The sequence below is a fragment of the Bifidobacterium sp. W8104 genome, from assembly GCF_016100735.1.
Classification (GTDB): domain Bacteria; phylum Actinomycetota; class Actinomycetes; order Actinomycetales; family Bifidobacteriaceae; genus Bombiscardovia; species Bombiscardovia choladohabitans.
The window spans coordinates 1,921,460-1,945,085 of sequence record NZ_JACFRW010000001.1; the positions used below are offsets into that span (position 1 = coordinate 1,921,460).

At 65.0% G+C, this 23,626-nt stretch carries 15 protein-coding genes; 14 read left to right on the forward strand and 1 reads right to left on the reverse strand.

Annotated features, from left to right (window positions below; translation table 11 throughout):
• Nucleotides 1–4 precede the first annotated feature (4 nt).
• The 11 genes from hemW to metF all read left to right on the forward strand — a co-directional run bounded on the left by hemW (nucleotide 5) and on the right by metF (nucleotide 17,958).
• Nucleotides 5–1,348 carry a radical SAM family heme chaperone HemW gene (gene hemW / locus H3U89_RS07595; protein WP_198179723.1) on the forward strand — a complete coding sequence of 448 codons (1,344 nt, stop codon included), beginning with the start codon at nucleotides 5–7 and terminating at the stop codon, nucleotides 1,346–1,348.
• 123 nt (nucleotides 1,349–1,471) lie between these two features.
• A complete protein-coding gene (gene gltB / locus H3U89_RS07600) occupies nucleotides 1,472–6,046 on the forward strand; it encodes a glutamate synthase large subunit (RefSeq protein WP_198179721.1) in 4,575 nt (1,524 codons plus the stop codon).
• 1 nt (nucleotide 6,047) lies between these two features.
• Nucleotides 6,048–7,595, forward strand: a complete 1,548-nt coding sequence (locus tag H3U89_RS07605; protein WP_198179719.1) for a glutamate synthase subunit beta — start codon at nucleotides 6,048–6,050, stop codon at nucleotides 7,593–7,595.
• Between the two features lie 45 nt (nucleotides 7,596–7,640).
• A complete protein-coding gene (locus H3U89_RS07610) occupies nucleotides 7,641–8,093 on the forward strand; it encodes a tripartite tricarboxylate transporter TctB family protein (RefSeq protein ID WP_198177753.1) in 453 nt (150 codons plus the stop codon).
• Nucleotides 8,094–8,095: 2 nt separating this feature from the next.
• On the forward strand, nucleotides 8,096–8,935 hold the full coding sequence (locus H3U89_RS07615; RefSeq protein WP_198179717.1) for an ABC transporter ATP-binding protein: 840 nt from the start codon (nucleotides 8,096–8,098) through the stop codon (nucleotides 8,933–8,935).
• Between the two features lie 142 nt (nucleotides 8,936–9,077).
• Entirely contained in the window at nucleotides 9,078–10,841 is a 1,764-nt protein-coding gene (locus tag H3U89_RS07620; protein WP_198179708.1) for an ABC transporter ATP-binding protein, read from the forward strand.
• A complete protein-coding gene (locus H3U89_RS07625; RefSeq protein ID WP_198179706.1) occupies nucleotides 10,842–12,788 on the forward strand; it encodes an ABC transporter ATP-binding protein in 1,947 nt (648 codons plus the stop codon). It begins immediately after the preceding gene.
• A gap of 6 nt (nucleotides 12,789–12,794) precedes the next feature.
• Complete coding sequence (locus tag H3U89_RS07630) at nucleotides 12,795–13,928, forward strand: tRNA (adenine-N1)-methyltransferase (protein WP_198179704.1); 1,134 nt, start codon at nucleotides 12,795–12,797, stop codon at nucleotides 13,926–13,928.
• Between the two features lie 80 nt (nucleotides 13,929–14,008).
• Nucleotides 14,009–14,569, forward strand: a complete 561-nt coding sequence (locus H3U89_RS07635) for a SixA phosphatase family protein (RefSeq protein WP_198179702.1) — start codon at nucleotides 14,009–14,011, stop codon at nucleotides 14,567–14,569.
• 178 nt (nucleotides 14,570–14,747) lie between these two features.
• On the forward strand, nucleotides 14,748–17,084 hold the full coding sequence (metE, locus tag H3U89_RS07640) for a 5-methyltetrahydropteroyltriglutamate--homocysteine S-methyltransferase (RefSeq protein ID WP_198179700.1): 2,337 nt from the start codon (nucleotides 14,748–14,750) through the stop codon (nucleotides 17,082–17,084).
• The gene (metF, locus tag H3U89_RS07645; protein ID WP_198177758.1) at nucleotides 17,077–17,958 is read left to right on the forward strand and encodes a methylenetetrahydrofolate reductase [NAD(P)H]; all 882 of its coding nucleotides are present in this window, start codon (nucleotides 17,077–17,079) and stop codon (nucleotides 17,956–17,958) included. Before metE ends, metF begins: the two co-directional genes overlap by 8 nt.
• Nucleotides 17,959–18,329: 371 nt before the next feature.
• Here metF and H3U89_RS07655 read toward each other — a convergent pair whose 3' ends face one another.
• Complete coding sequence (locus H3U89_RS07655) at nucleotides 18,330–18,566, reverse strand: hypothetical protein (protein ID WP_198179697.1); 237 nt, start codon at nucleotides 18,564–18,566, stop codon at nucleotides 18,330–18,332.
• 491 nt (nucleotides 18,567–19,057) lie between these two features.
• Between H3U89_RS07655 and H3U89_RS07660 the strand changes: the two genes are divergently transcribed.
• From H3U89_RS07660 to H3U89_RS07670, 3 genes are all read left to right on the forward strand, one after another.
• Nucleotides 19,058–22,138: a bifunctional [glutamine synthetase] adenylyltransferase/[glutamine synthetase]-adenylyl-L-tyrosine phosphorylase gene (locus H3U89_RS07660; RefSeq protein WP_198179695.1), complete on the forward strand. Its 3,081-nt coding sequence runs from the start codon at nucleotides 19,058–19,060 to the stop codon at nucleotides 22,136–22,138.
• A gap of 70 nt (nucleotides 22,139–22,208) precedes the next feature.
• Complete coding sequence (gene pyrB / locus H3U89_RS07665; RefSeq protein WP_198179693.1) at nucleotides 22,209–23,216, forward strand: aspartate carbamoyltransferase; 1,008 nt, start codon at nucleotides 22,209–22,211, stop codon at nucleotides 23,214–23,216.
• Nucleotides 23,213–23,626, forward strand: coding sequence for an aspartate carbamoyltransferase regulatory subunit (locus H3U89_RS07670; RefSeq protein ID WP_198179691.1), 414 nt, complete (start codon nucleotides 23,213–23,215; stop codon nucleotides 23,624–23,626). The genes pyrB and H3U89_RS07670 overlap by 4 nt, the downstream gene beginning before the upstream one ends.

Genomic DNA, 23,626 nt, shown 5'->3' on the forward strand with positions numbered 1-23,626 from the left:
ACGGGTGGGATCCTACCAGGTCTACATCCATGTGCCCTTCTGCATGCGCCGCTGCGGCTACTGCGACTTCAACACCTACACGGCCCGCGACCTGGGCGGGGGCGCCAGCCGGGAGCACTACGCCGACCTGGCCATCCAGGAGATGCGCATGGTCCGCGACTGGCAGACCTCCCGAGGTCTGATAGAGCCGCCCGTGTCCACCATCTTCTTCGGCGGAGGCACGCCCACCATTCTGCCTGCCCGGGATCTGGTGCGCATGGTCGAGGCCGTGGCCGACCTCTGGGGTCTGTCCCCGGGGGCCGAGGTCACCACCGAGGCCAACCCCGACACCGTGGATCGGGCCTACCTGGAGCAGCTGCTCAAGGGCGGCATCAACCGGGTGTCCTTCGGCATGCAGTCGGCGGTGCCCAGCGTCCTGGCCACCCTGGACCGCACCCACACTCCGGCCAATGTGACCACTGATGTGGCCGCCGCCCAGGATTTGGGGCTCAGGACCAGTGTGGACCTGATCTACGGAACGCCGGGGGAGCGGCTCGAGGATTGGCGGACCAGTCTGCAGGCGGCCCTGGACCTGGGCGTGGACCATGTCTCCGCCTATGCCCTGACCCTGGAACCGACCACCAAGATGGGCCGAGCCGTGCGCCGGGGCCAGCTGCCCGCCCCCGATGACGATGACGAGGCGGCCAAGTACGAGATGGCCGACGACATGCTCTCCCAGGCAGGCCTCAACTGGTACGAGATCTCCAACTGGGCCCGCCCCGGCCAGGAGAGCCGTCACAACCTGGGCTACTGGCACAACGTGGACTGGGCCGGCATCGGGCCCGGCGCCCACTCCCACTATCGTGCTGTGGAAGGCCAGGATATGGGCATGGCACCGGTGGAAGAGGCCCGGGAGCAGGAGCCCGTTCGCTCCGTCTCGCCCGGGTTCAGGGCCACAGGAACAGCGGCAGCGCAGGAGGCCGATTCCGGGGCACACTGGTGGCTTTCGCCGGAGCCCGGTCCGGGGGAGCGGCGCGCCCGGGCCATTCGCTCCTGGGACATCGCCCACCCCAGGGACTGGGCCGCCGCCATGGACGCCGGACACGTGCCCTGGCAGGATGCCGAGCTTTTAGGCTTCAGGCAGGACCTGGAGGAGACGGTCATGCTGGCCCTGCGACTGCCCGAAGGCCTGGGGCTGGACCGGCTGACCAAACAGGCGGGCCGTCCGGCCGACCCGAAGATCCTTGAGGATCTGGTCGACCAGGGCCTCCTACTGCCCGTGCGTGACAGAATCCAGGTGACCCGTCGGGGCCGCCTGCTCAACGATCTGGTCATCGATCAGGTCCTGGAGGCGGTAGGAATTCGTTAGACACCGCGGAACGTTACACGGATGTCACCTGTGGATGCATTATCCTGTTGAGTCACTAATGATCAGGCTCTTCATGGGTGGAGCATGCCGGCCCCGCCCGCGTCCACGAATGAGGTGATTGCGGTGTCATTCACGGCCCCTCTCGATCTGCACGTTCACGGCCCGCAAGGGCTCTATGACCCTGATACGGAACACGATGCCTGCGGTTTCGGCATGGTGGCCACCCTCAACCGACGGGATGAAAGACTGATCGTCGAGCAGGGCATCCGCGTCCTGGTCAACCTGGACCACAGAGGAGCCGTGGGTGCCGAGCCCAACACCGGCGATGGTGCCGGCATCATGCTCTCCATGCCTGACGAGTTCATGCGCACCCGTGTCTACCGGGATCTGCCTGAAGCCGGCCATTATCTGGCGGGCATGGCCTTTCTGGACAGGGATCCGGCACAGGCTGCCAGCCAGGAGGAGGCCATCGCCTCGATTGCGGGCCAGGAGGGGCTGCGCGTTCTGGCCTGGCGGGCGGTGCCCACCAATCCTGACGGACTGGGTCTGCAGGCCTTGGCCTCCATGCCCCGCTTCCTCATGCCCATCATGTGCGACGCCGGGCCTCAAGGCCGAGGGGGACTGGACCTCGAGCGGCTGGGCTACCGGGTCCGCAAGCGGGCCGAGCACGAGCTGGGCGTCTACTTTGCCTCCCTGTCCTGCAGGACCGTCACCTACAAGGGCATGCTGACCACCAAGCAGCTGCAGGGCTTCTTCCCCGACCTGAGCGATCCGGCCATGAAGGCCCGCCTGGCCATCGTCCACTCCCGCTTCTCCACCAACACCTTCCCCTCCTGGCCTCTGGCCCAGCCCTTCCGGATGATCGCCCACAACGGGGAGATCAACACCATCCAGGGCAACCGCAACTGGATGTCGGCCCGCGAGGGAAAGCTGAGTTCGGAGCTGCTGGGCGACATGGCCCCGCTGCTGCCGGTCAACACCCCCGGAGCCTCGGACTCGGGCACCTTCGACGAGACCCTTGAGCTGCTCCACCTGGCCGGGCGGTCCCTGCCCCACGCCGTCTCCATGATGATGCCTCCGGCCTGGCAGCAGGATCCGGACATGGACCCGGACCTGAAGGCCTTCTACCAGTACAACGACGCCCTGATCGAGCCCTGGGACGGCCCGGCGGCCATCGTCTTCACCGACGGGACCCTGGTGGGCGCCCAGCTGGACCGCAACGGCCTGCGCCCGGGTCGCTGGCAGCTGACCGAGGACGGCCACCTGGTCCTGGCCTCGGAGGCCGGCGTCCTGGAGGATACGCCCCAGGAGTCCATTGTCGCCAAGGGCAGGCTGGAGCCGGGACGCATGTTCCTGGCCGATACCGAAGAGGGCCGGATAGTGCCCGACAGCGAGATCAAGCACCAACTGGCTGGTCTGCACCCCTACCGGAAGTGGGTTTCGGAGCGGACCGTCCGTCTGGACGACCTGCCCGAGCGCGAGCATGTCAACTACTCGCGCATCTCGGTCCACCGCAGACAGCAGGCCTTCGGCTACACCCGGGAGGACCTGACCATGCTGCTGGGGCCCATGGCCGAAACCGGCGGCGAGCCCATCGGATCCATGGGCAATGACGCACCCATCGCCGTACTCTCACGCCGGTCCCGCATGCTTTTCGACTACTTCACCCAGAAGTTTGCCCAGGTCACCAACCCGCCCCTGGACTGGGAGCGCGAGGAGCTGGTGACCAGCATCGCCTCGGCCATCGGCCCCGAGCCCAACCTTCTGGAGGACACCCCCGAGCACGCCTGGAAGATCCACATCGACCTGCCTGTGGTGGATTCCGTGCAGATGGCCCAGATCAAGCGCCTGGACCGGGCACCGGTCCTGGAAGGCCGCTTCCGCCCCCGTCTGATCCGCGGCCTCTACCAGGTGGCCGGGGGCGGCAAGGCCCTTGAGGAGCGTCTGGAGGCCATCGAAGGGGAGGTGGATCAGGCCATTGAAGAGGGTTGCAATGTACTCGTCCTGTCCGACCGGGACTCCAACCACATCTGGGGGCCCATACCCTCCCTGCTGCTGACCGGGGCCGTCCAGCACCACCTGCTCCGTCGGCACACTCGCACCCAGGTCTCGCTGGCAGTGGAGGCCGGCGATGTGCGCGAGGTCCACCATGTGGCACTGCTGATTGCCTACGGAGCCGCCTGCGTCAACCCCTACCTGGCCCTGGAGTCGGTGGAGAACCTGGCCAACAGCGGGGACCTGCACGTGGATGCCAAAAAGGCCTCCGCCAACCTGGTCCGGGCCCTGAGCACCGGGGTCCTGAAAATCATGAGCAAGATGGGTGTGAGCACCATCATGTCCTACCGGGGATCCCAGCTCTTCGAGGCCGTTGGGTTGAGCCGTGAGGTCATCGACCGCTGGTTCACCGGCACCACCTCCCTGGTGGGCGGCATAGGCCTGGACGAGATCGCCGCCGAGGTGGCCCAGCGCCATCGGGTGGCCTACCCCATCGAGTGGACCGCCGGATCCGGACATGACCTGGAGACAGGCGGCAACTACCACTGGCGTCGCACCGGAGAGGACCACCTGAACGACCCGGAGTCCATCTTCCTGCTCCAGCAGTCCACCAAGCGCGGGGATTATGGACTCTTCAGGGCCTACACCGACCATGTGAACGCGGCGGCCAAGCGCGGTATGACCCTGCGCGGCCTCATGGAGCTGCACTCCGACAGGGCACCCATACCGCTGGATCAGGTTGAGCCCGCCGAGTCCATCGTCACCCGCTTCTCCACCGGCGCCATGAGCTACGGGTCCATCTCCCAGGAGGCCCATGAGACCATGGCCCTGGCCATGAATCGGCTGGGGGCCAGGTCCAACTCGGGCGAGGGCGGTGAATCCCCGGACCGGATTGCAGACCCGGCCCGGACCAGCCGCATCAAGCAGGTGGCCTCGGCACGGTTCGGGGTGACCAGCGACTACCTGGTCTCGGCCACCGATCTGCAGATCAAGCTGGCCCAGGGAGCCAAACCGGGGGAGGGCGGCCACCTTCCCGGCGCCAAGGTTCCGCCCTGGATCGCCCAGGTCAGGCGTTCCACACCCGGGGTTGAACTCATCTCGCCTCCGCCCCACCACGACATCTACTCCATCGAGGACTTGAAGCAGCTCATCCATGACCTTAAGATGGCCAACCCCAGGGCCCGTATCCACGTCAAGCTGGTCTCCGAGCACGGGGTGGGAACCGTGGCCGCAGGCGTGGCCAAGTGTCATGCCGACGTGGTCCTCATCTCCGGCCAGGACGGCGGAACAGGGGCGGCCCCGCTCAACGCCATCAAGCACGCGGGCACCCCCTGGGAGCTGGGCCTGGCCGAGACCCAGCAGACCCTGGTCATGAACGATCTGCGCTCGCGGATTGTGGTCCAATGCGACGGGGAGCTCAAGACCGGCCGCGACGTGGTCGTAGCGGCCTTGTTGGGGGCCGAGGAGTTCGGCTTCGCCACCACGGCGCTGCAGGTGGAGGGTTGCGTCATGATGCGGGCCTGCCACAAGAACACCTGTCCCCAGGGCATAGCCACCCAGGATCCGGAGCTGCGCTCGCGCTTCACCGGCCGGCCCGAGGATCTGATCAACTTCTTCATGCTCATGGCACGCCAGGTGCGGGAGATCCTGGCCTCCCTGGGATTCGCCAGCCTGGAGGAGGCGGTCGGCCACGTGGAGTGCCTGCGCCGGGACCCTTCCGTGCGCACCTGGAAGAGCCAGGGCATCGACCTGGATGCCATCCTGCGCAAGCCGGGCCCCACCCCGGGCACGGTGCTGCACCACACCCAGGCCCAGGATCACGAACTGGACAAGTCCCTGGATGTGGACCTGATCAACCAGGCTGTCGACGCCCTGGACGAGGGTCGGCCGGTTGCCATCAAAACAACCGTGCGCAATGTCAATCGCAGCGTGGGCACCATGCTGGGCTACAGGATCACCCGCGAATACGGTGCGGCCGGCCTGCCTCCGAACACCGTGGACATCACGCTGACAGGTTCGGCCGGTCAATCCCTGGGTGCATTCATCCCCAGGGGCGAGACCATCCGGGTGATCGGCGAGGCCAACGACTATGCAGGCAAGGGTCTGTCCGGTGGTCGTCTGGTCCTCCACGCCGCCAAGGGCGTCCGCTACGATCCGCATCAGACTGTCATCTGCGGCAATGTGGCCGGATTCGGCGCCACCTCGGGCGACATGTTCGTGGCGGGCCGGGCCGGGGAGCGTTTTGCCGTGCGCAACGGGGGCGGCCGCTTCGTGGTCGAGGGCCTGGGCGACCACGGCTGCGAATACATGACCGGCGGCCTGGTAGTGGTTCTGGGTCCCACAGGGCGCAACTTCGGCGCCGGCTTCTCAGGAGGGGATGCCTACCTGCTGGACATGGACACCTCCCGGCTCAATCCTGAAGCCTGGAATGACGGCTCCTTGCTGGCCCTGGAGCCCGACCAGAACCAGGCGGCCATGCTCAAGGAACTCATAGGGGAGCATGTCCGGCTGACCGGGTCAAAGGCTGCGGCCGGGCTGCTGGAGGACTGGCCGAGCGCGCTGGCCCGGTTCACCCATCTGGTTCCCCGTCGTTATCTGGCCATGAAGAAGGCCATGGAAGAGGCCGAACGCGAGCAGGTGGACTTCAACGCGCCCGGTGTCTGGGACGCCACCTACGCCCAGGTCATGGAAGGAGCGCACTGATATGGTCGACCCCAAGGGATTCCTCAAGGTACGCACCCGGCACGAGCTCGCCGAGCGCCCGGTCGCTGAACGCCTGAAGGACTGGCGGGACGTGCACCAGACCACTGGCCCCGGGCCCTGGACCGCCGAGCAGGCCGCCCGTTGCATGGACTGCGGCACCCCCTTCTGCATGACCGGCTGCCCCCTGGGCAACCTGATCCCCGAGTTCAATGACCTGCTGTCCCGAGGCCGTTGGGAGGAGGCCTACGAGCGGCTGAGCCTGACCAACAACTTCCCGGAGTTCACCGGACGGATCTGCCCGGCTCCCTGCGAGTCCTCCTGCGTGCTCTCCATCCACCAGCCGGCCACCACCATCAAGCTGGACGAACAGACCATCATCGACCAGGCCTGGTCCCTGGGTCTGGTCAAGCCCCGGCCTCCGCAGCGGCTGACCGACATGACCGTGGCCGTGGTCGGTTCCGGTCCCGCAGGGCTGGCCTGCGCCCAGCAGCTGACCCGGGCAGGGCACACGGTCGTGGTCTACGAGCGCGCCGATGCCATTGGAGGGCTCCTGCGCTACGGCATTCCCGCCTTCAAGCTGGAGAAGTCCCTGCTGGACCGCCGGCTGGAGCAGATGGAGGCCGAGGGGACCCGATTCCGTACCGGTGTCGAAATCGGCCGAGACCTGGGCTGGGATCAGCTGCGGGCCCGCTATGACGCCCTGGTGGTGGCCATCGGTTCCACCGAGCCCCGTCGGGTCGACCTGCCAGGACGGGAGCTCAAGGGCATCCACTACGCCATGGACTTCCTGCCCGACCCCACCCGCAAACTCATGGGCCGCGAGCCCATCAACAACATCGATGCGGCCGGCAAGGACGTCATCATCATCGGCGGTGGAGACACCGGGTCGGACTGCCTGGGCACGGCCCTGCGAGAGGGTGCCAAGTCGGTCACCGTCCTGCAAATCCGGCCCCGGGAGCCCTCTTCCAGGCCCGATAACCGGCCCTGGCCGACCTACGCCCGGCTCTACAATCCCACCTCCTCCATGGAGGAAGGCGGCCGCTACGAGTACGCGGTGGACAGCCTGGAGTACCTGGGCGACGGTTCCGATGACCGGATCAACCTGGATCAGACCAGCGCCCCCACCGGCTTCGATCGGGATCATGAGGGACGGGTGCGCGGTGTTCGCGTGGTGGACGTCAGCCGGGACGACCAGGACCGAATCATTCCCCATCCCGACACCGAGCGGGTCCTGCCCGCCGACCTGGTGCTGATCAGCATTGGCTTTGCCCATCCGGAGACGGCTACCCTGACCGGACAGACCGGCATAGGCCTGGACCCTCGCGGCAACGTGGCCCGGGATGCCGACTACGCCACCGACCGCGACGGTATCTTCGTCTGCGGTGATGCCGGACGCGGCCAATCCCTGGTGGTCTGGGCCCTGGCCGAGGGTCGTTCCTGCGCTGCGGCCGTGGATCGGTATCTGACAGGCGCCACCGAACTGCCCGCCCCCATTCGAGCCGATGAGCGCGCGATGACCCTGCCAGCGGCCGACCGGTACCCACGCTAATATGAAAAGGAATGGTGCCGATCGAAGGGATGGAGGCAGTGGGATATGACCAACCGCGCTGAACGTAGGGCGCAGGCCAAGCGGAGCCGCCGTGGCGGCAGTGATGACCGGAGGATGACGGCCAAGGGCAGGGCCGGAGTGATGGACGAACGGGCCTTGCAGGAGCGCTCCCGTCGGCTGGAGGCTGGCCAGGGAGCCGAGTGGAAGCCCACCGGGCACACCGATGACCTGGTGCAGAAGGACTCCGTGGATCCCAACGACCGCAACCCCCGTCTGTTGAAGGCTCCCAGCGGCCTGCGTCAGTGGCTGCGAATCCTGGTCTGGGCCCTGATCATCTGCTCAGGCCTGGCCTTCCTGGTCTGCATGTGGCTGCCTCATGTTCCCATCTGGGCCACCATCGCCATCGCGGCGGTCTTCTGCCTGGGTGTGCTGGGACTCTTCCTGGTGGGAGGCAACCGGGACAATCCCCGTCTGGACTCATACGGAACGGCCCTGTGACCATGAGCGAAAGCGTGGCAGAAAAGCAGGCCGTGCTCATGCAGCACGTGGGATTCCGCCGTCAGGGCCGGGTCATACTGGACGATGTCAACCTTGAGGTGGGCCAGGGGCAGAAGTGGGTGCTCTTCGGGCCCAATGGCGTGGGCAAATCAACCCTGGTGGCCATGATGAGCACCCGGGGTTTCCCCAGCACCGGCAGCGTGGAGATTCTGGGCAACCGGCTGGGTAAGGTGAATGTCTTCTCCTACCGGCATCGGATAGGTCTGGCCTCGGCCGGCCTGGCCAAGACCATCAGTCCCCAGGAGGATCCCTACGACGTGGTGCTGACCGCCTTCAGTGACACCACCGGCCGCTGGAGGGAGACCTTCACTGCCGAACAGGAGGAGGCCACCCTGGCCCTGATGGACCGGTTCGGCATCGCCTACCTCAAGGGCAAGCGTATGTACCGGCTCTCCGAGGGGGAGCGTGGCCGGGTGCTGATTTGCCGGGCGCTGATGGCCGATCCCGATTTGCTCATCCTGGACGAGCCGACCACCGGGCTGGACCTGGGCGGTCGGGAGCTGGTGCTCAGGGCCCTGAGCGACATCGGCCGTGAAGACAAGGACCGTACGGTCATCCTGGTCACCCACCGGCTTGAGGAGATACCTCTGGGGTTCGATCGGATAGCGATGATGGGCCGGCGTCCTGCCGACACTGCAGACACCGGCGACCCGGATCCGGGCACCATCGTCTACCAGGGGCCGCTGGAGGGTGGACTGACCGGTCCGCGACTGAGCGAGCTCTTCGGCCTGGACCTGACCGTGGTCCACCGCGACGGCCGCTGGGGTGCCTTCGCCGTCTGAACGCCAATGCCTGCGGACCTGTTCTGACATGCCCGTATCAGCTCAAGGAATAGCAAATTCATCAGCCCAGACGCAGGTATAGACTGTGGTGGTTTGTCTGCCCGGGGACCGCGGCAGACCTGTATGCGTGAAGGATGTTGACGTGATCAAAATATGGACTCGCTACCTGCGGCCTTACTGGCTCCAGGTGGCCGTTCTGGTGCTCTTTCAGGTGGCGCAGACGGCCTTGAACCTCTACCTGCCCAACCTGCAGGCGGACATCATCGACAAGGGCGTGGCCGTAGGCGACCAGGATGCCATCTATCGGATCGGCTGGCAGATGATGGGCATCACCGCCATCCAGATTGTGGCCAACGTGGTCGCCGTCTACTGCGCCACCCGGCTGTCCATGAGGATGGGCTACGAGCTGCGCAGGGACCTGTTCGCTTCAGTGGAGGGCTTCAGCCTCAACGAGATCGAGCGCTTCTCGGCCGGTTCCCTGATCACCCGCACCACCAACGACGTCCAGCAGATGCAGATGACCACCATGCAGACCCTGATGATCATCCTGCAGGCCCCGGTCATGCTGATCGGCGGGCTGGTTTTGGCCCTGCGCCAGGACGGCCCCCTGACCTGGTCCCTGGCGGTCATTGTCCCCCTGATCCTGGTGGTGGCCCTGGTGCTCATGGGCAGGATGGGACCCCTGTTCACCCGCCTGCAGAACATGCTGGACTCGGTCAACCGTCTGGTCCGCGAACAGATTTCCGGCGTGCGGGTCATCCGTGCCTTCGTCCGAGAGAAGACCGAGGCAGCCCGCTTCGACAAGGCCAACCGCGACGTCTACGGCGTCCTGATCTCCACCGGTAGGCTGATGAGCATGATGGTGCCGCTCATGTGGTTCCTGCTGAACATGTCCAACGTGGCCATCATGTGGTTCGGCGGACGCCGCATCGACTCCGGTGCCATGCAGATCGGCGCCCTGCAGGCCTTCATCCAGTACCTGATGATCATCCTGTCGGGCCTGATGATGGCCGCCATGATGTCGGTCATGCTGCCCAGGGCCGCTGTGGCCGCCCGAAGGATCAACGAGGTCCTGGAGGCCACCAGCGAGATCGCAGCTCCCGAGCACCCCTACCGCAACGAGCACCCCCAGGGATTGCTTGAGTTCAGACATGTGGACTTCAGCTACCCGGGTGCCCAGGATCCCGTCCTTTCTGACATTTCCTTCACCGCCCGGCCGGGCACCACGACGGCCATCATCGGGGCCACGGGATCCGGCAAGTCCACCATTATCCGGCTGGCCAACCGCATGTTCGACGTCACCGACGGTCAGGTCCTGGTGGATGGCCACGACGTGCGCGAGTACGACCCCGACCAGCTGGCGCTGATTTTCGGGCCGGTCCCGCAGAAGGCCACCCTCTTCACCGGCACCATCCGCGACAACATGCACTATGGGGACCCCAAGGCTGACGACGACCGCATCTGGCAAGCCCTGCGCATCGCCCAGGCCGAGGACTTTGTCCGTGAGATTCCCGAGGGCCTGGATGCCCGCGTGGCTGAGGGCGGCACCAACTTCTCCGGCGGGCAGAAGCAGCGGCTCTGCATGGCCAGGGCCATCCTGCGCAATCCCTGCATCTACACCTTCGACGACTCCTTCTCCGCACTGGACATGACCACCGACCGCGCCCTGCATGCGGCCCTGGTGCCGGTCACCCGCCAGGCCACCCAGATCGTCGTGGCCCAGAGGGCGGCGTCCATCCGCCAGGCCGATCAGATTCTGGTCCTGGACCGGGGCCGCATCGTCGGCCGGGGCACCCACGACCAGCTCATGGAGGACTGCCCCACCTATCAGGAGATCGTCCAATCCCAGGGCGGGCAGGGTCCCGACGTGGAAGAGCTCAGCATTGACGAGGGGAGGGCCGAGTAGATGGCCAAGGACTTGAGCACGAATACAGGCTCGCAGGCCGTGGGCGGCCGCCGTCACACCGTGGGCCGGCTGGTCCATTACCTGCTGGCCAGTCCCTGGAGGGTCATCGTCATGGTCCTCGCCGGCATGACAGCCGTGGCCATGATCGTCATCGGCCCCAAGGTCATGGGCGAGGCCACCAACGTCCTCTTCGAGGGTCTGCTGGGGTCCATGCTGGTCAAGATGGGCGCCAAGCCCGGCACCCCCAAGCAGGCCGTGGTCACCTACCTGCAGTCCCGCGGCCAGGACAAGTTCGCCCGGATGATCGACTCCATGAACGTCCAGGTGGGCGTGGGCATCGACTGGGGGCGCTTCGGCACCATCCTCATGTTCGTCATCGGCATCTACCTGATTTCCATCCTGGTCAGGCTGGTGCAGAACTTCCTGATGACCCGGCTGGTCTCCGACGCGGTCTACACCATGCGCAGGCAGATCGAGGACAAGCTGGACCGGCTGCCCCTGCAATACTTCGACCGGACCCCGCGCGGCGAGGTCATGAGCCGGACCACCAACGACATCGACAACATCTCGGGCACCCTGCAGCAGATCCTGGGCGAGCTGCTCTTCTCGGTCTTCTCCATCATCGGCGCCTTCATCATGATGCTGACCATCTCGCCCCTGCTGACCCTGATCGCCTTCATCATCATCCCGGTCATGGCCCTGTGCGCGGGCGTCATCCTCAAGAAGACCCAGCCGCAGTTCACCAGGCAGTGGATCCGCACCGGCCAGGTCAACAGCCACGTTGAGGAGATGTTCTCCGGCCACATGGTGGTCCGGGCCTTCGGCCACCAGCGCAAGGCGGAGGAGGAGTTCGAGGAGCGCAATCAGGAGCTCTACCAGGCAAGCTTCAAGGCCTCCTTCTTCTCGGCACTGGTCACGCCCATGTCGACCTTCTTCGGCAACCTGAGCTTCGTGATCGTGGTCATCGTCGGCGGCGTCCATGTGCTCAACGGCAGCATGAGCCTGGGCGGCCTGCAGGCCTTCACCCAGTACACCCGTCAGGCCTCCCAGCCCATCGGCCAGCTGGCCTCCATGGGCACCATGCTCCAGTCCTCCCTGGCCTCCTGCCGCAGGGTCTTCGACTTCCTGGACGAGGCCGAGGAGGTGCCGGACATCGAGCATCCCGACCATCTGGGCCAGGAGACCGGAGGCAAGGTCGAGGGCCACGTCCGCTTCGACCACGTTCGCTTCTCCTACGATCCGGCCGAGCCGCTGATCAAGGACCTGTCCATCGAGGCCAAGCCCGGGCAGACCATCGCCATCGTGGGACCCACCGGGGCGGGCAAGACCACCCTGGTCAACCTGCTCATGCGCTTCTACGAGATACAGGGCGGACACATCACCATCGACGGCGTGGATACCTCCAGGGTGACCCGTCACGACCTGCGCAGCCACTTCGGCATGGTTCTGCAGGACACCTGGTTATTCGACGGCACCGTTCGCGACAACCTGCTCTACGGGCTGGACGAGGGGCAGACCATCCCCGAACAGGCCATGATCGATGGCGCCAAGGCCACCCACGTGGACGAGTTCATCCGCAAGCTGCCCCAGGGCTACGACACCGTCCTCAACGAGGACAGCAGCGAGCTCAGCCAGGGCGAACGCCAGCTGATGACCATCTGCCGGGCCTTCCTGTCCGACCCGGACATCCTGATCCTGGACGAGGCCACATCCTCGGTGGACACCAGGACCGAGCTGTTGGTCCAGCAGGCCATGAACACCCTGCGCAAAGGCAGGACCTCCTTCGTCATCGCACATAGGCTGTCCACCATCCGCGACGCCGACCTGATCCTGGTGGTCAACCACGGCTCGGTGGTCGAGCAGGGAACCCACGACCAGCTGTTGGAGCGCGGCGGCGCCTATGCCTCCCTCTACAACTCCCAGTTCACCAAGGGCGAGGAGGACTGAGGGGGCATGAGCCTGAGACGCGGTCCGCTGAGCGTAGGGGAGCGGGTCCAGCTGACTGATAGGCGTGGCCGTAAACTGACGGTCATGCTTGAGCCAGGCGGCCTGACCCAGACCGACCATGGCCTCCTGCCGCACGAGGCCATGATTGGCCTGCCCGAGGGATCCGTGGTGGTGACCATTTCGGCCGACAAGTGGCGGCAGATGCGCCACAAGCAGGATGCCGGCACCGGCACAGAAGCACCTGACAGGGCCAAACCCTGGAAGTCCTCGCGCAGCATAGGGGGATGGGCCTTCACCGTCATGCGTCCGCGGCTGGAGGATTACATACTCTCCATGCCGCGCGGCGCCCAGATCATGTACCCCAAGGATGTGGCCAGGGTCATCCTTCTGGGCGACATCCGTCCGGGCATGAGGGTCCTGGAGTCGGGAGCCGGCTCAGGGGCCATGAGTCTGGGATTGCTGGATGCCATCGGTGCGGAAGGCAAACTCACCAGCATTGAGCGGCGGGAGGAGTTCGCCCGGGTGGCCATGGGCAACGCCACCGTATTCTTTGGGCACCGCCCTGCCCAATGGGACCTGCGTACCGGCGACTTCGACACCCTTGCGGCCGACCTGCCCGAGGACGAATTCGACCGTATCGTTCTGGACATGCTGGACCCCTGGAACCGTCTGGAGCAGGCCTACCGGGTCATGGCCCCCGGCGGGGTGCTGACCGCCTACGTGACCACCACCACCCAGCTCAGCCGACTGGCCGAGGCCCTGCGCGCCGACGGCCGATGGACCGAGCCCGAGATCATGGAGAGCCTGGAGCGCTCCTGGAAGGCCGACGGCCTGGCGGTCCGACCCGAGCATGAGATGATCGGGCACACGGGCTTCCTCTTGACCAGCAGGGCCATGGCTCCCGGCCGGCAGGCTCTGCGCAAGCACGTCCGGGCCACCAAGGATTACCAGACCGACGTGGATCAGGGCCGGCCATCAGCCAAGAGCAGCGGCTTGGGTCATGAGCGGGAGATGGTGGACCTGGAGGATCTCGAGGATCTGGAGCTGCGCCGGGTCTCCGATCGCAAACTGCGCAAGGTGCTGCGTGACCTGGATCATCAGGTGCGCACCCTGCAGGGTGGACAGGATCAGGAAGACTGACCGCCCATGACCGGCGTACCCTCTGGGCTCTGTCATAATGGGAAGGGCGACTGATGAGATCGTCGGGAAAGGAAGTATGAATGGGTTTGCGAAAGGGTCTGAAGGCCGAGGACCTGCGGCGGTGCAGCCGAACCCTCATGCTCATGCGTCACGCCAAGACCGAACGCCAGGGGGCACAGGGCGATCGCAGCCGCCAGCTGACCGACCGTGGCCAGCGGCAGGCCCGGATCATGGGCCGTGGATTGACTGCTTTGGGCCTGGTGCCAGACCGCATCATCTGCTCGGGTGCGCCACGGGCCCGTCAGACCCTGGACGCCATGCTCAAGCCCCTGGGGGACGGGCCGCGTGTCGACTATCGGGAATCCCTCTATGAATCCGGCATGCAGGCGGTCTTCGACCAGTTGGCACAGACCGAGGATCGTGACCGCCGGGTCCTGATTCTGGGTCATGAGCCCACCATGTCTATCTGCTCACAGTGGCTGGCTGAGGACAACTCCGACCCCGACCTCTTGGACCTGCTCAATCTTGGACTGCCGCCGGCCACCATGGTCCTACTGGGCTCCGAGCGACCCTTGACCGACTGGGGAACCCACCAGGCCCGTTTGCTTGGCATTCTGGGCCCCCAGGACCTTGAAGAGTGACCAGCACAATAAGCCGAAAACAATCTTATAAAGAAAGTGTTAGCGACCAGTAATCCCGTGGCTGCTGTCATGTCGTTATCGATTCAGGTTATGGCGACACCTTATTTGCACCAATTACCCGCCTCCCCCCGCCGCTGATAGGCTGACCAAAGACATCAGGACGAAACTGGGAGGTTTCATGGCAGCGATTACATCCGTGTCCGGATTCCCGCGCATCGGCGCGCACCGCGAACTCAAAAGGGCCATCGAGGGCTATTGGAAGGGCGAACGGAATCTGGACGAGGTCCGGCGCACGGCCGCCGATCTGCGGGCCAGGCACTGGCAGCTTCAGCAGCAGGCCGGCGTCGACCTTATTCCCGTCAACGATTTCAGCTACTACGACCAGGTCCTGGATACCTCCATCCTCCTGGGCGTCGTGCCCGAGCGCTATCGGAAGCTGGGCCTGGGCCCCGAGGACACCCTCTTCGCCATGGGCCGGGGCTACCAGGGGGAGCAGGGTGACGTGACCGCCCTGCCCATGAAGAAGTGGTTCACCACCAATTACCATTACCTGGTTCCCGAGATCGACCAGGACACCAAAATCACCCTGGAAGGCGACAAGCCCTTCAAGGAGTTCCAGGAGGCGCGCGAGCAGGGCATCGCCGCCAAGCCTGTGCTGATCGGCCCCTACACCTTCCTCAAGCTGGCACGCGGTCCCCAGGGCGAGCTGCTGGATCCTGACCACGCACTGGTCCAGGACCTGGCCAAGGCCTACGCGACCGTCCTGGAGCGGTTCGTCGGCCTGGGCGCCGACTGGGTCCAGCTGGACGAGCCCTATCTGGTCCTGGACAAGGAACCGGGTGACCAGGACCTCTTCGAAACCCTTTACCAGCCCATCCTCAAGGCCCGTCAGAGCGACAAAGGCAAGGTCCGTGTCCTGCTCAACACCTACTTCGGCCATGTGGGCGACTGCTATGGTCGGCTGGCTGACCTGGGCTTCGACGGCATCGGCCTGGATCTGGTCGAGGGCAGGGATGAGAATCTGGCCGCCCTCAAGGAACACGGCGTGCCGGAGGGAACGACCATCTTCGCCGGCCTGGTCAACGGCCGCAATATCTGGCGCAATGACTATGCCGTCAGCCTGGGCCTGCTGGATGCCCTGCATCAGGTGACCTCGAACGTGGTGGTGTCCACCGCATGTTCCCTCCTGCACGTGCCCTATACCGTGGCCGACGAGGACGGGCTGGATGCCGACACTGTGCGGCCACACTTCGCCTTCGCCCTGGAGAAGCTGGGCGAGTTGCACGATCTGGCCCTGCTGGCCGATGCCGATGAGGACCAGCGCCGCTCCAGCAAGGCCCTTGCCGACAACCAGAAGCTCTTCGACGGCAGCCGCGTCCAGCCCGACCCGCAGGTACAGCAGCGCCTGGCCGGTCTTAAGGACGAGGACTTTGTGCGTACCCCGGCCCGGCCCGAGCGCCAGAGGATCCAGGCACAGGAACTGGGTCTGCCCCTGCTGCCGACCACCACCATCGGCTCCTTCCCCCAGACCGCCGAGGTCCGCGCCGAGCGTGCCCGCCTGCGCAAGAAGGAGATCAGCCAGGAGGACTACGACGACTTCATCGCCCGAAAGATTGACCAGGTCATCGACCACCAGGAGCAGATCGGCCTGGATGTCCTGGTCCACGGCGAGTTCGAGCGCAACGACATGGTCGAGTACTTCGGCCAGAACCTCAAGGGTTACCTGTTCACCCGGAATGCCTGGGTCCAGTCCTATGGCACCCGCTGCGTCAAGCCTCCCATCGTCTGGGGGGACATCTCCCGCGCCCGGCCCATCACGGTGCGCTGGTCTTCCTACGCGCAATCCCGCACCAACCATGTGGTCAAGGGGATGCTGACCGGTCCGGTGACCATTCTCAACTGGTCCTGGCCCCGCGAGGATATCGATCACAAGCAGCAGACCCGCCAGCTGGCTCTGGCCATCAGAGACGAGGTCCTGGACCTGGAGGCCGCGGGCATCCGCATCATCCAGATCGACGAGGCCGCCCTGCGCGAGAAGCTGCCGCTGCGGCGCTCCGACTGGCACAGCCGATACCTGGACTGGGCCATCCCCGCCTTCCGGCTGGTGCATTCCGGCGTCAAACCAACGACGCAAATTCACACCCACATGTGCTACTCGGAGTTCAACGACATCATCAAGGACATTGATGCCATGGACGCCGATGTGATCTCCTTCGAAGCCTCCCGCTCCGACCTGACCGTACTGGATGCCATCCAGGAGGCCAGGTTCGAGACCGAGGCGGGCCCCGGAGTCTACGACATCCACTCGCCGCGTATCCCCTCCACCGAGGAGATTGTGGACCGGATCCATGCCATCCTGAAGAAGCTTGACGCGGCCAAGGTCTGGATCAACCCCGACTGCGGACTCAAGACCCGAGGCGACAAGGAGACCTGGCCCAGCCTGGAGCACATGGTGGCCGCCGCCCATCAGGTGCGTGCGGAGCTATCGTCCAGTCAGGAGTCGGATCATGCATGAGCCTATCTTTTCCCTGGAGGTCTTTCCCCCCAAGCGCGATGCCCCGGTGGGCACCATCTATGACACCTTGGATGGGCTGGAAGGGCTGATGCCCGATTTCATCTCAGTGACCTACGGGACCGGACGACGCTCAGACCGCACGGCCACGGCCCGCATAGCCAAGACCATCCATACCGAGTACGGCATCCCTGCCGTGGCGCACTTGACTGCCCAGTATGCGGACCGCGAGGTGATCGATCAGGCCCTGGACATGTTCGACGATGCAGGGGTGGCAGCGGTGCTGGCCCTGCGGGGCGACAGCGTGGAGGGCCGTGAGCCCGCCGGAGTCTTCGACCATGCCAGCGACCTTGCCGCCTACATCCGGTCGCGTCGGCCCAACCTGTCGATATACGGAGCCTGTTATCCGGAGACCCATCCGGAGGCCGCCTCGCCCGAGGAGGACATTGAGAATCTGAAAATCAAGGTGGATTCCGGTGTGGACCACCTTGTTTCGCAGCTCTTCTACGACAACGCCGATTTTCTGGACTTCCTGGACCGGGCTCGTGCAGCGGGCATCCAGGTGCCCATCGAGGCCGGCATTATGCCCATCACCAACGAGGGCCAGGTCCGGCACATGAGCGAGGTCTGCAAGGCGCGGATCCCGGCGGCTGTCGAGTCCATCCTGGAGCGCTGGGGCGACGACCGGGCCAGCCTGCGCGAGGCGGGCATCATCTACGCCTCACAGCAGATCGCCGACCTGGTGGCCCACGGGGTGGACGGCATCCACCTCTACTCCATGAACCACTCCGGTGTCACCCGGCGCATCTGGCACAACGTCCGTCACCTCTTCCGGCAGGTGGGGGCCAACTCAGAGTCCTCCAGTGATAAGAGTTGACGGCATAAAAGCGGTGTATTGTGCCCCGCATTGATGATCGAGCGAGCGTGGTTCTCAACTTTCAGTTGCGCTTCGTCCTCAATCGTCATTGCGGGGTCTCAGCCATGGCAGAGCTTTGAGCGCGGCTTTGTGCAGCGGCGGTATCATGCCAATCAACAGCCCAAGGATCATCCCTCCGATGGTTATCCAGGAGGCCAGGTCATGCCCCAGCAGAATGAGCATCACCACCAGGCCGACACCGACCAGGGGTAGGACCGGTGTCCAGCGTTGCTGCGAATCGGTCAGTCGGTCGTTTTTCTTCGGTAGAAGTCCGCATATCAGCCCCCATACCAATCCTATCAAGACACAGGCGATGGTCAGTAGGATATCGGTCAGCTACATTCCAGGGTTCCTTCGTACATGATTGCTCGAGTAAGGCCTTTCTGGCGCCGCGTATGACTGCTATGCGTGCGAAAACCGAGAAAACGTCGAACAAATCGTGGCAGACCGGAGAATGACGCGGCCCTGGTACGCAAGCGTTTGATGTAGTTGAGCGCCTTGGCGGACTGCATGACGGACAAGGTGGCCATCGGCTCGTCCATCTGCATCAAAGCAGCCGTTTCATGCATTCCGGGTCAGCTCCTCTACGATGATCGACCTGCGGACTTGTTCGCACATCAATGTGTTCGTGGACGCTATATACAGCTATCATAGCCGCCACAGAGCGGAATCGATAATGGATGGCGGGCAGGGAGCACCTCCATGGAAATGCCGGTGTCAGGGAAAAGCATAGGTTGAAGAGTCTCCCGGAGGGGATTTAGAGACATGTTCCAGGTCGTGCTCAGGATACCTCCCAGCACCACTACCTGGGGATTCGTCGCGTTGTCGATGCGAATGGCGAAGTCGCCTATGCTTCGCCGGCATTGGCTATCGTATCCTCTCTCCGGCTGAGGCAGTTCGGGAAGGCAGTAAAGTTCCATGACCCAACCTGATCTTCACCATATACTGTGCATTCCGGGAGGGCCGCAAGGGCTGACGACCCGTCACCCCTATAATGCCTGTACCAGTTCCGCAGACATCAGAGTCGTCGCGGAGCCTGAGGAAAGGCAGGGGATAATTCATGGAAGATCCGGTGCGACCGACCACTTCGACCTTGATCCACCTCGGGTTGCACGACCTGGACAAGGCCCGGGTTCGGCTGGATCGGCTTGCCCGCCTCGTGGACGACCAGGCTCTGGCGCAAACCCTGGTCCAAGCCCTGGGACAGGCCTGCGATCCTGATGAAGCCCTTGCTGGACTGATACGGATTCTGGAACAGCATCAGAAGGCAGACCGACCGAACTTTCAGGCCGGATCCCCGCAGAAAAACCAAGAGGCCGCCCAGTCCCTAATCAGGGTGTTGGGAGCCTCGGAGGCCATGGGCCGACTGATGCGCTCGCGGCCGGAGCTGGTGGAGGCGGCCGCCCTGGACCCCGACCACCTGGCTGACTGCCCGGCGGAAACCAGGCAGAAGCGGGTCTTGGATGCCTTGGACAGGGTGGAGAAGGATTCGGAAACCTCACCTACCCTTGCGGCCTATGCCGATGCACTGCGGTCCGAATATCGGCTGCAGCTGGCTGCCGTCATGGCCCGGGACCTGGCAGCCGAGGATCCCCTTGCGCTGGAGCCGGCAATCAGTCGGGCCCTATCAGACATGGCCGACGCTGCACTGCAAGGGGCCCTGAGCATTGCCTGCCGGCAGATTCCCGACGCGGATTCATGTCGTCTGACGGTCATCGGCATGGGCAAGCTGGGCGCCCAGGAACTCAACTACGTATCCGATGTGGATCTCATGTACTTGGTGGAGCCGGCATCGGGAGCGGACACGAGCCGGATCGATCCCATCGCCGTGGGCACTGCCATGGCCGTCCTCCTGCAGCGGGTCTGCCAGGCGGTCATCCCCGGTTCGACCGAGCCGCCGCTCTGGAAGGTCGATACAGCCCTGAGGCCCGAGGGGCGTGACGGCCCCCTGGTGCGCCGTCTGGCCTCCTATGCCGACTATTATGCCCAATGGGCCGAGAATTGGGAGTTCCAGGCCCTGCTCAAGGCCCGTCCGGTCGCGGGCGACAAGGCCCTGGGACAGGACTATTCGGCCATGATCGAGCCCCTGGTCTGGGGAGCCTGTCAGAGGCCCAACTTTGTATACGACTGCCAGAGGATGCGCCAGCGTGTGGAGAGGCTGATACCTGAGGACCGCAAGGAGCGGGAGATCAAACTGGGCCAGGGTGGACTACGGGACGTGGAATTCACCGTCCAGATGCTTCAGCTGGTCCATGGCTCCAGCGACGAGGATCTGCGTTGTCCAGCGACTCTTGATGCCTTGCAGGCCTTGTCCCGCGGCGGCTACATTTCACGCAAGCACGGCGACCAACTGGACCATGACTATCGGTTCGAGCGGGTCATGGAGCATCGTCTGCAGATGTGGCAGCTGCGCCGCACCCACCTCTTTCCGAAAATCTACCGTTCAGGCACCCTCGGCCAGCGGCCGCCCAGTCTGGAGGAGCTGGAGGGCAACCGCGATCTGCGGCGGCTGGCCCGGGCCTTCGGCCTGCATGCCGACCAGATGCTGGTCCAATACCAGGCCGCCAGAATCGAGGTCCGCAATCTTCATCAGGCCATCTACTTCCGGCCCATGCTGCCCATCAACGCCCAGGTGGACGAGGACGAGGTCAGCCTGCGCCCCCAGGCGGCCCGCGCCAGATTCGCTTCCATCGGCTTTGCCGACCCCGATGCAGCCATCCGCCACGTCACGGCCTTGACCACAGGGGTCACCCGGTCGGCGCGGATCAACCGTATTCTCATGCCCGCCGTCCTCCAGTGGCTGGGGGAAGGGCAGGATCCGGACATGGGACTCCTGGGCTGGCGAACCCTGGAGGAGCACTTTGGTGGCAAAAGCACCTACCTGGGCTTCCTGCGTGACTCCACCTCGGCCGCCCGCCGCCTTTGCCACGTCCTGTCCAACTCACGTTATTTGTCCGGCGCCCTGGCCCGCTCCGTCCAATCGGTGACCTGGCTGGGCCATGACCAGGACATGATCCCCCGTGATCGGGCCACCCTGGACAAGCGCGTCGCAGCTTATCGGACCCGCCATGCGGATTCGCTGGAGGAGTTCTCCACTGCGGTCCGTGCCATGCGCCGCCAGGAGATCGAGCGGATCGGGCTGGGCTGGATGAGCGGGGTGGACGATCAGCAGGCCTGCCTGGCGGGCATGTCCGACGTCTACGATGCGGCCATCAATGCCGCCCTGGACTGGGCCGTGGACCACCGTTCGGAACAGGCTAGCGCGCCAGCCGATCTGGCCGTGATCGGCATGGGTCGCTATGGGGGCAGGGAGGTCAACTTCAACTCGGACGCCGACATCATGCTGATCTACCGTCCGGCCTCGGGTGCCGGCCAGGACCAGGCGGCGGAATTCGCGCGTGGAGTGACCGCTGACCTGCGGGCCGTTCTGGCGGGGCCGGCCAGTCTGGAACCAGGCATCGACCTGGACTTCGACCTGCGCCCCGAAGGACGCCAGGGGCCTCTGGTGCGTTCCCTGGACTCCTACCAGCGCTACTACCGCGAATGGTCGGAGACCTGGGAACATCAGGCCCTGATCCGGGCCAGATTCGCAGCCGGGAATATCGGCCTGGCCAAGGACTTTCTGGAGGGTACAGCCAATCCGCTGCGCTACCCTCAGCAGCCGCCCAACGAGGAGGAGCTGGGGCAGATCCGCCGTCTCAAGGCCCGGATGGAGGCTGAGCGGCTGCCGCGTGGCGTGCGCCGGGACCGACACCTGAAGCTGGGCCGGGGAGGGCTGTCTGACGTGGAATGGACGGTCCAGCTCCTCCAGCTGCGTCACGCCCACGACCTGCCTGAGCTGCAGGTCACCGGCACGCTGACCGCCTTGGGTGCCTTGGAGGCGTCGGGACTTATCGAGGCCAAGGACGCCAAGGCACTGCGCCGCAGCTGGGTGCTCTGCACGGCAGCCCGCAACGCCAACTTCCTCTGGTCCGGAAGGGTATCGCAGGCGGACATCCTGCCTGACGACGGGCAGGTGCTGGGAGGCATCGCGGTCTGCCTGGGCTACCCGGCCCACCGGGGCCAGCACTTCGTCAACGAGTTGCTGGCGGCCATGCGCCGCTGCAGGCAGGTCATGGAACGGCTCTTCTACGGAGGCTGACCCCGGGTCCATCCGGCGTCGTATGCTTGTTCAGGTCACATAAGGTGGCCACCTTGAGGAAGGTGAGCCGTTGTCCCAACAAGTTGATCACGCATCCAAAACCTCTTCCGACGTCGTTCCTCTTCGTGGGCGAAGTGTGGTAACCCTCGACGACATTCCCATGACCCAGATCCTGGACCTTCTGGATCGGGCGGCCTACATCGACACCCATCGCCGTCAGGTGGCCCACACCTGCGACGGCCGGGTCCTGGCCACGCTCTTCTATGAACCCAGCACCCGCACCCGGCTCAGCTTCGAGACCGCCATGCTCCGTCTGGGCGGCCAGGTCATCGGGTTCGCCGGCGCCCAGCTGTCCAGCGTCTCCAAGGGGGAGTCCATCAGCGACACCCTGAAGACCGTCTCCAACTACGCCGACATCGTGGCCATCCGCCATCCCAAGGAGGGTGCCGCCCTGGTGGCCTCCCAGGCAGCCACGGTCCCGGTCATCAACGCCGGTGACGGCGGACACATGCACCCGACCCAGACCCTGACCGACCTGGCCACCATCCGCGCCCGCAAGGGCCGGCTGAACCACCTGACCATCGGCCTGTGCGGGGATCTGACCTTCGGTCGCACGGTCCACTCCCTGATCGCCACCCTCTGCCGCCTGGGCCACGTGGATTTCGTCCTGATCAGCCCCGACGAGCTGCGCACCCCCGAATACGTCCTGGAGAGGATTCGTTCCTCGGCCGACTGCACCTACCGGGAGACCGGGGACCTGAACGGGGTCATCGGCGACCTGGACGTGCTCTACATGACCCGTGTCCAGCAGGAGCGCTTCTTCAACGAGGACGACTACCTGCGCCTGCGCGACACCTACATTCTGGATGCCGACAAGCTTCGGGCCGCGCGACCCGACATGGCCATCCTCCACCCGCTGCCCAGGGTCAACGAGATCGCCGTGGAGGTGGACAATGATCCGCGTGCGGCATACTTCCAGCAGGTCCGCAACGGCATGCTGGTCAGAATGGCCCTGGAGAGCGCCCTGCTGGGCGACGAGCTGCCCGGTTACCGCGAGCAGAAGGAGGTGGCGGCATGAAGGTCACCAGCATTGTCGACGGCATCATCATCGACCACGTTCGTGCGGGCACGGCCCTGAAGGTCCTGCACTACCTGCGCGTGGACCCGGCGAAGACCCGGCTGGCCCTGATCATGAATACGGACAGCCGCAAGTACGGATCCAAGGACATCATCAAGATCGAGCAGACCGGGGATCTGGACCTGACAGCCTTGGGGTTCATCGCCCCCGAGGCCACCGTCGACGTGGTCCGGCAGGGCAGGATCGTCAGCAAGCATCAGCCGGACCGCCCCAACCATCTGGTCAACGTCATCACCTGCGTCAACCCCCGTTGCGTCACCACGGTGGAGACCGGCGTGGACCAGCGCTTCCACCTGGACGCTGCCGGGGTCTACCGCTGCGACTACTGCGACGAGATGGCAGAAGACTGA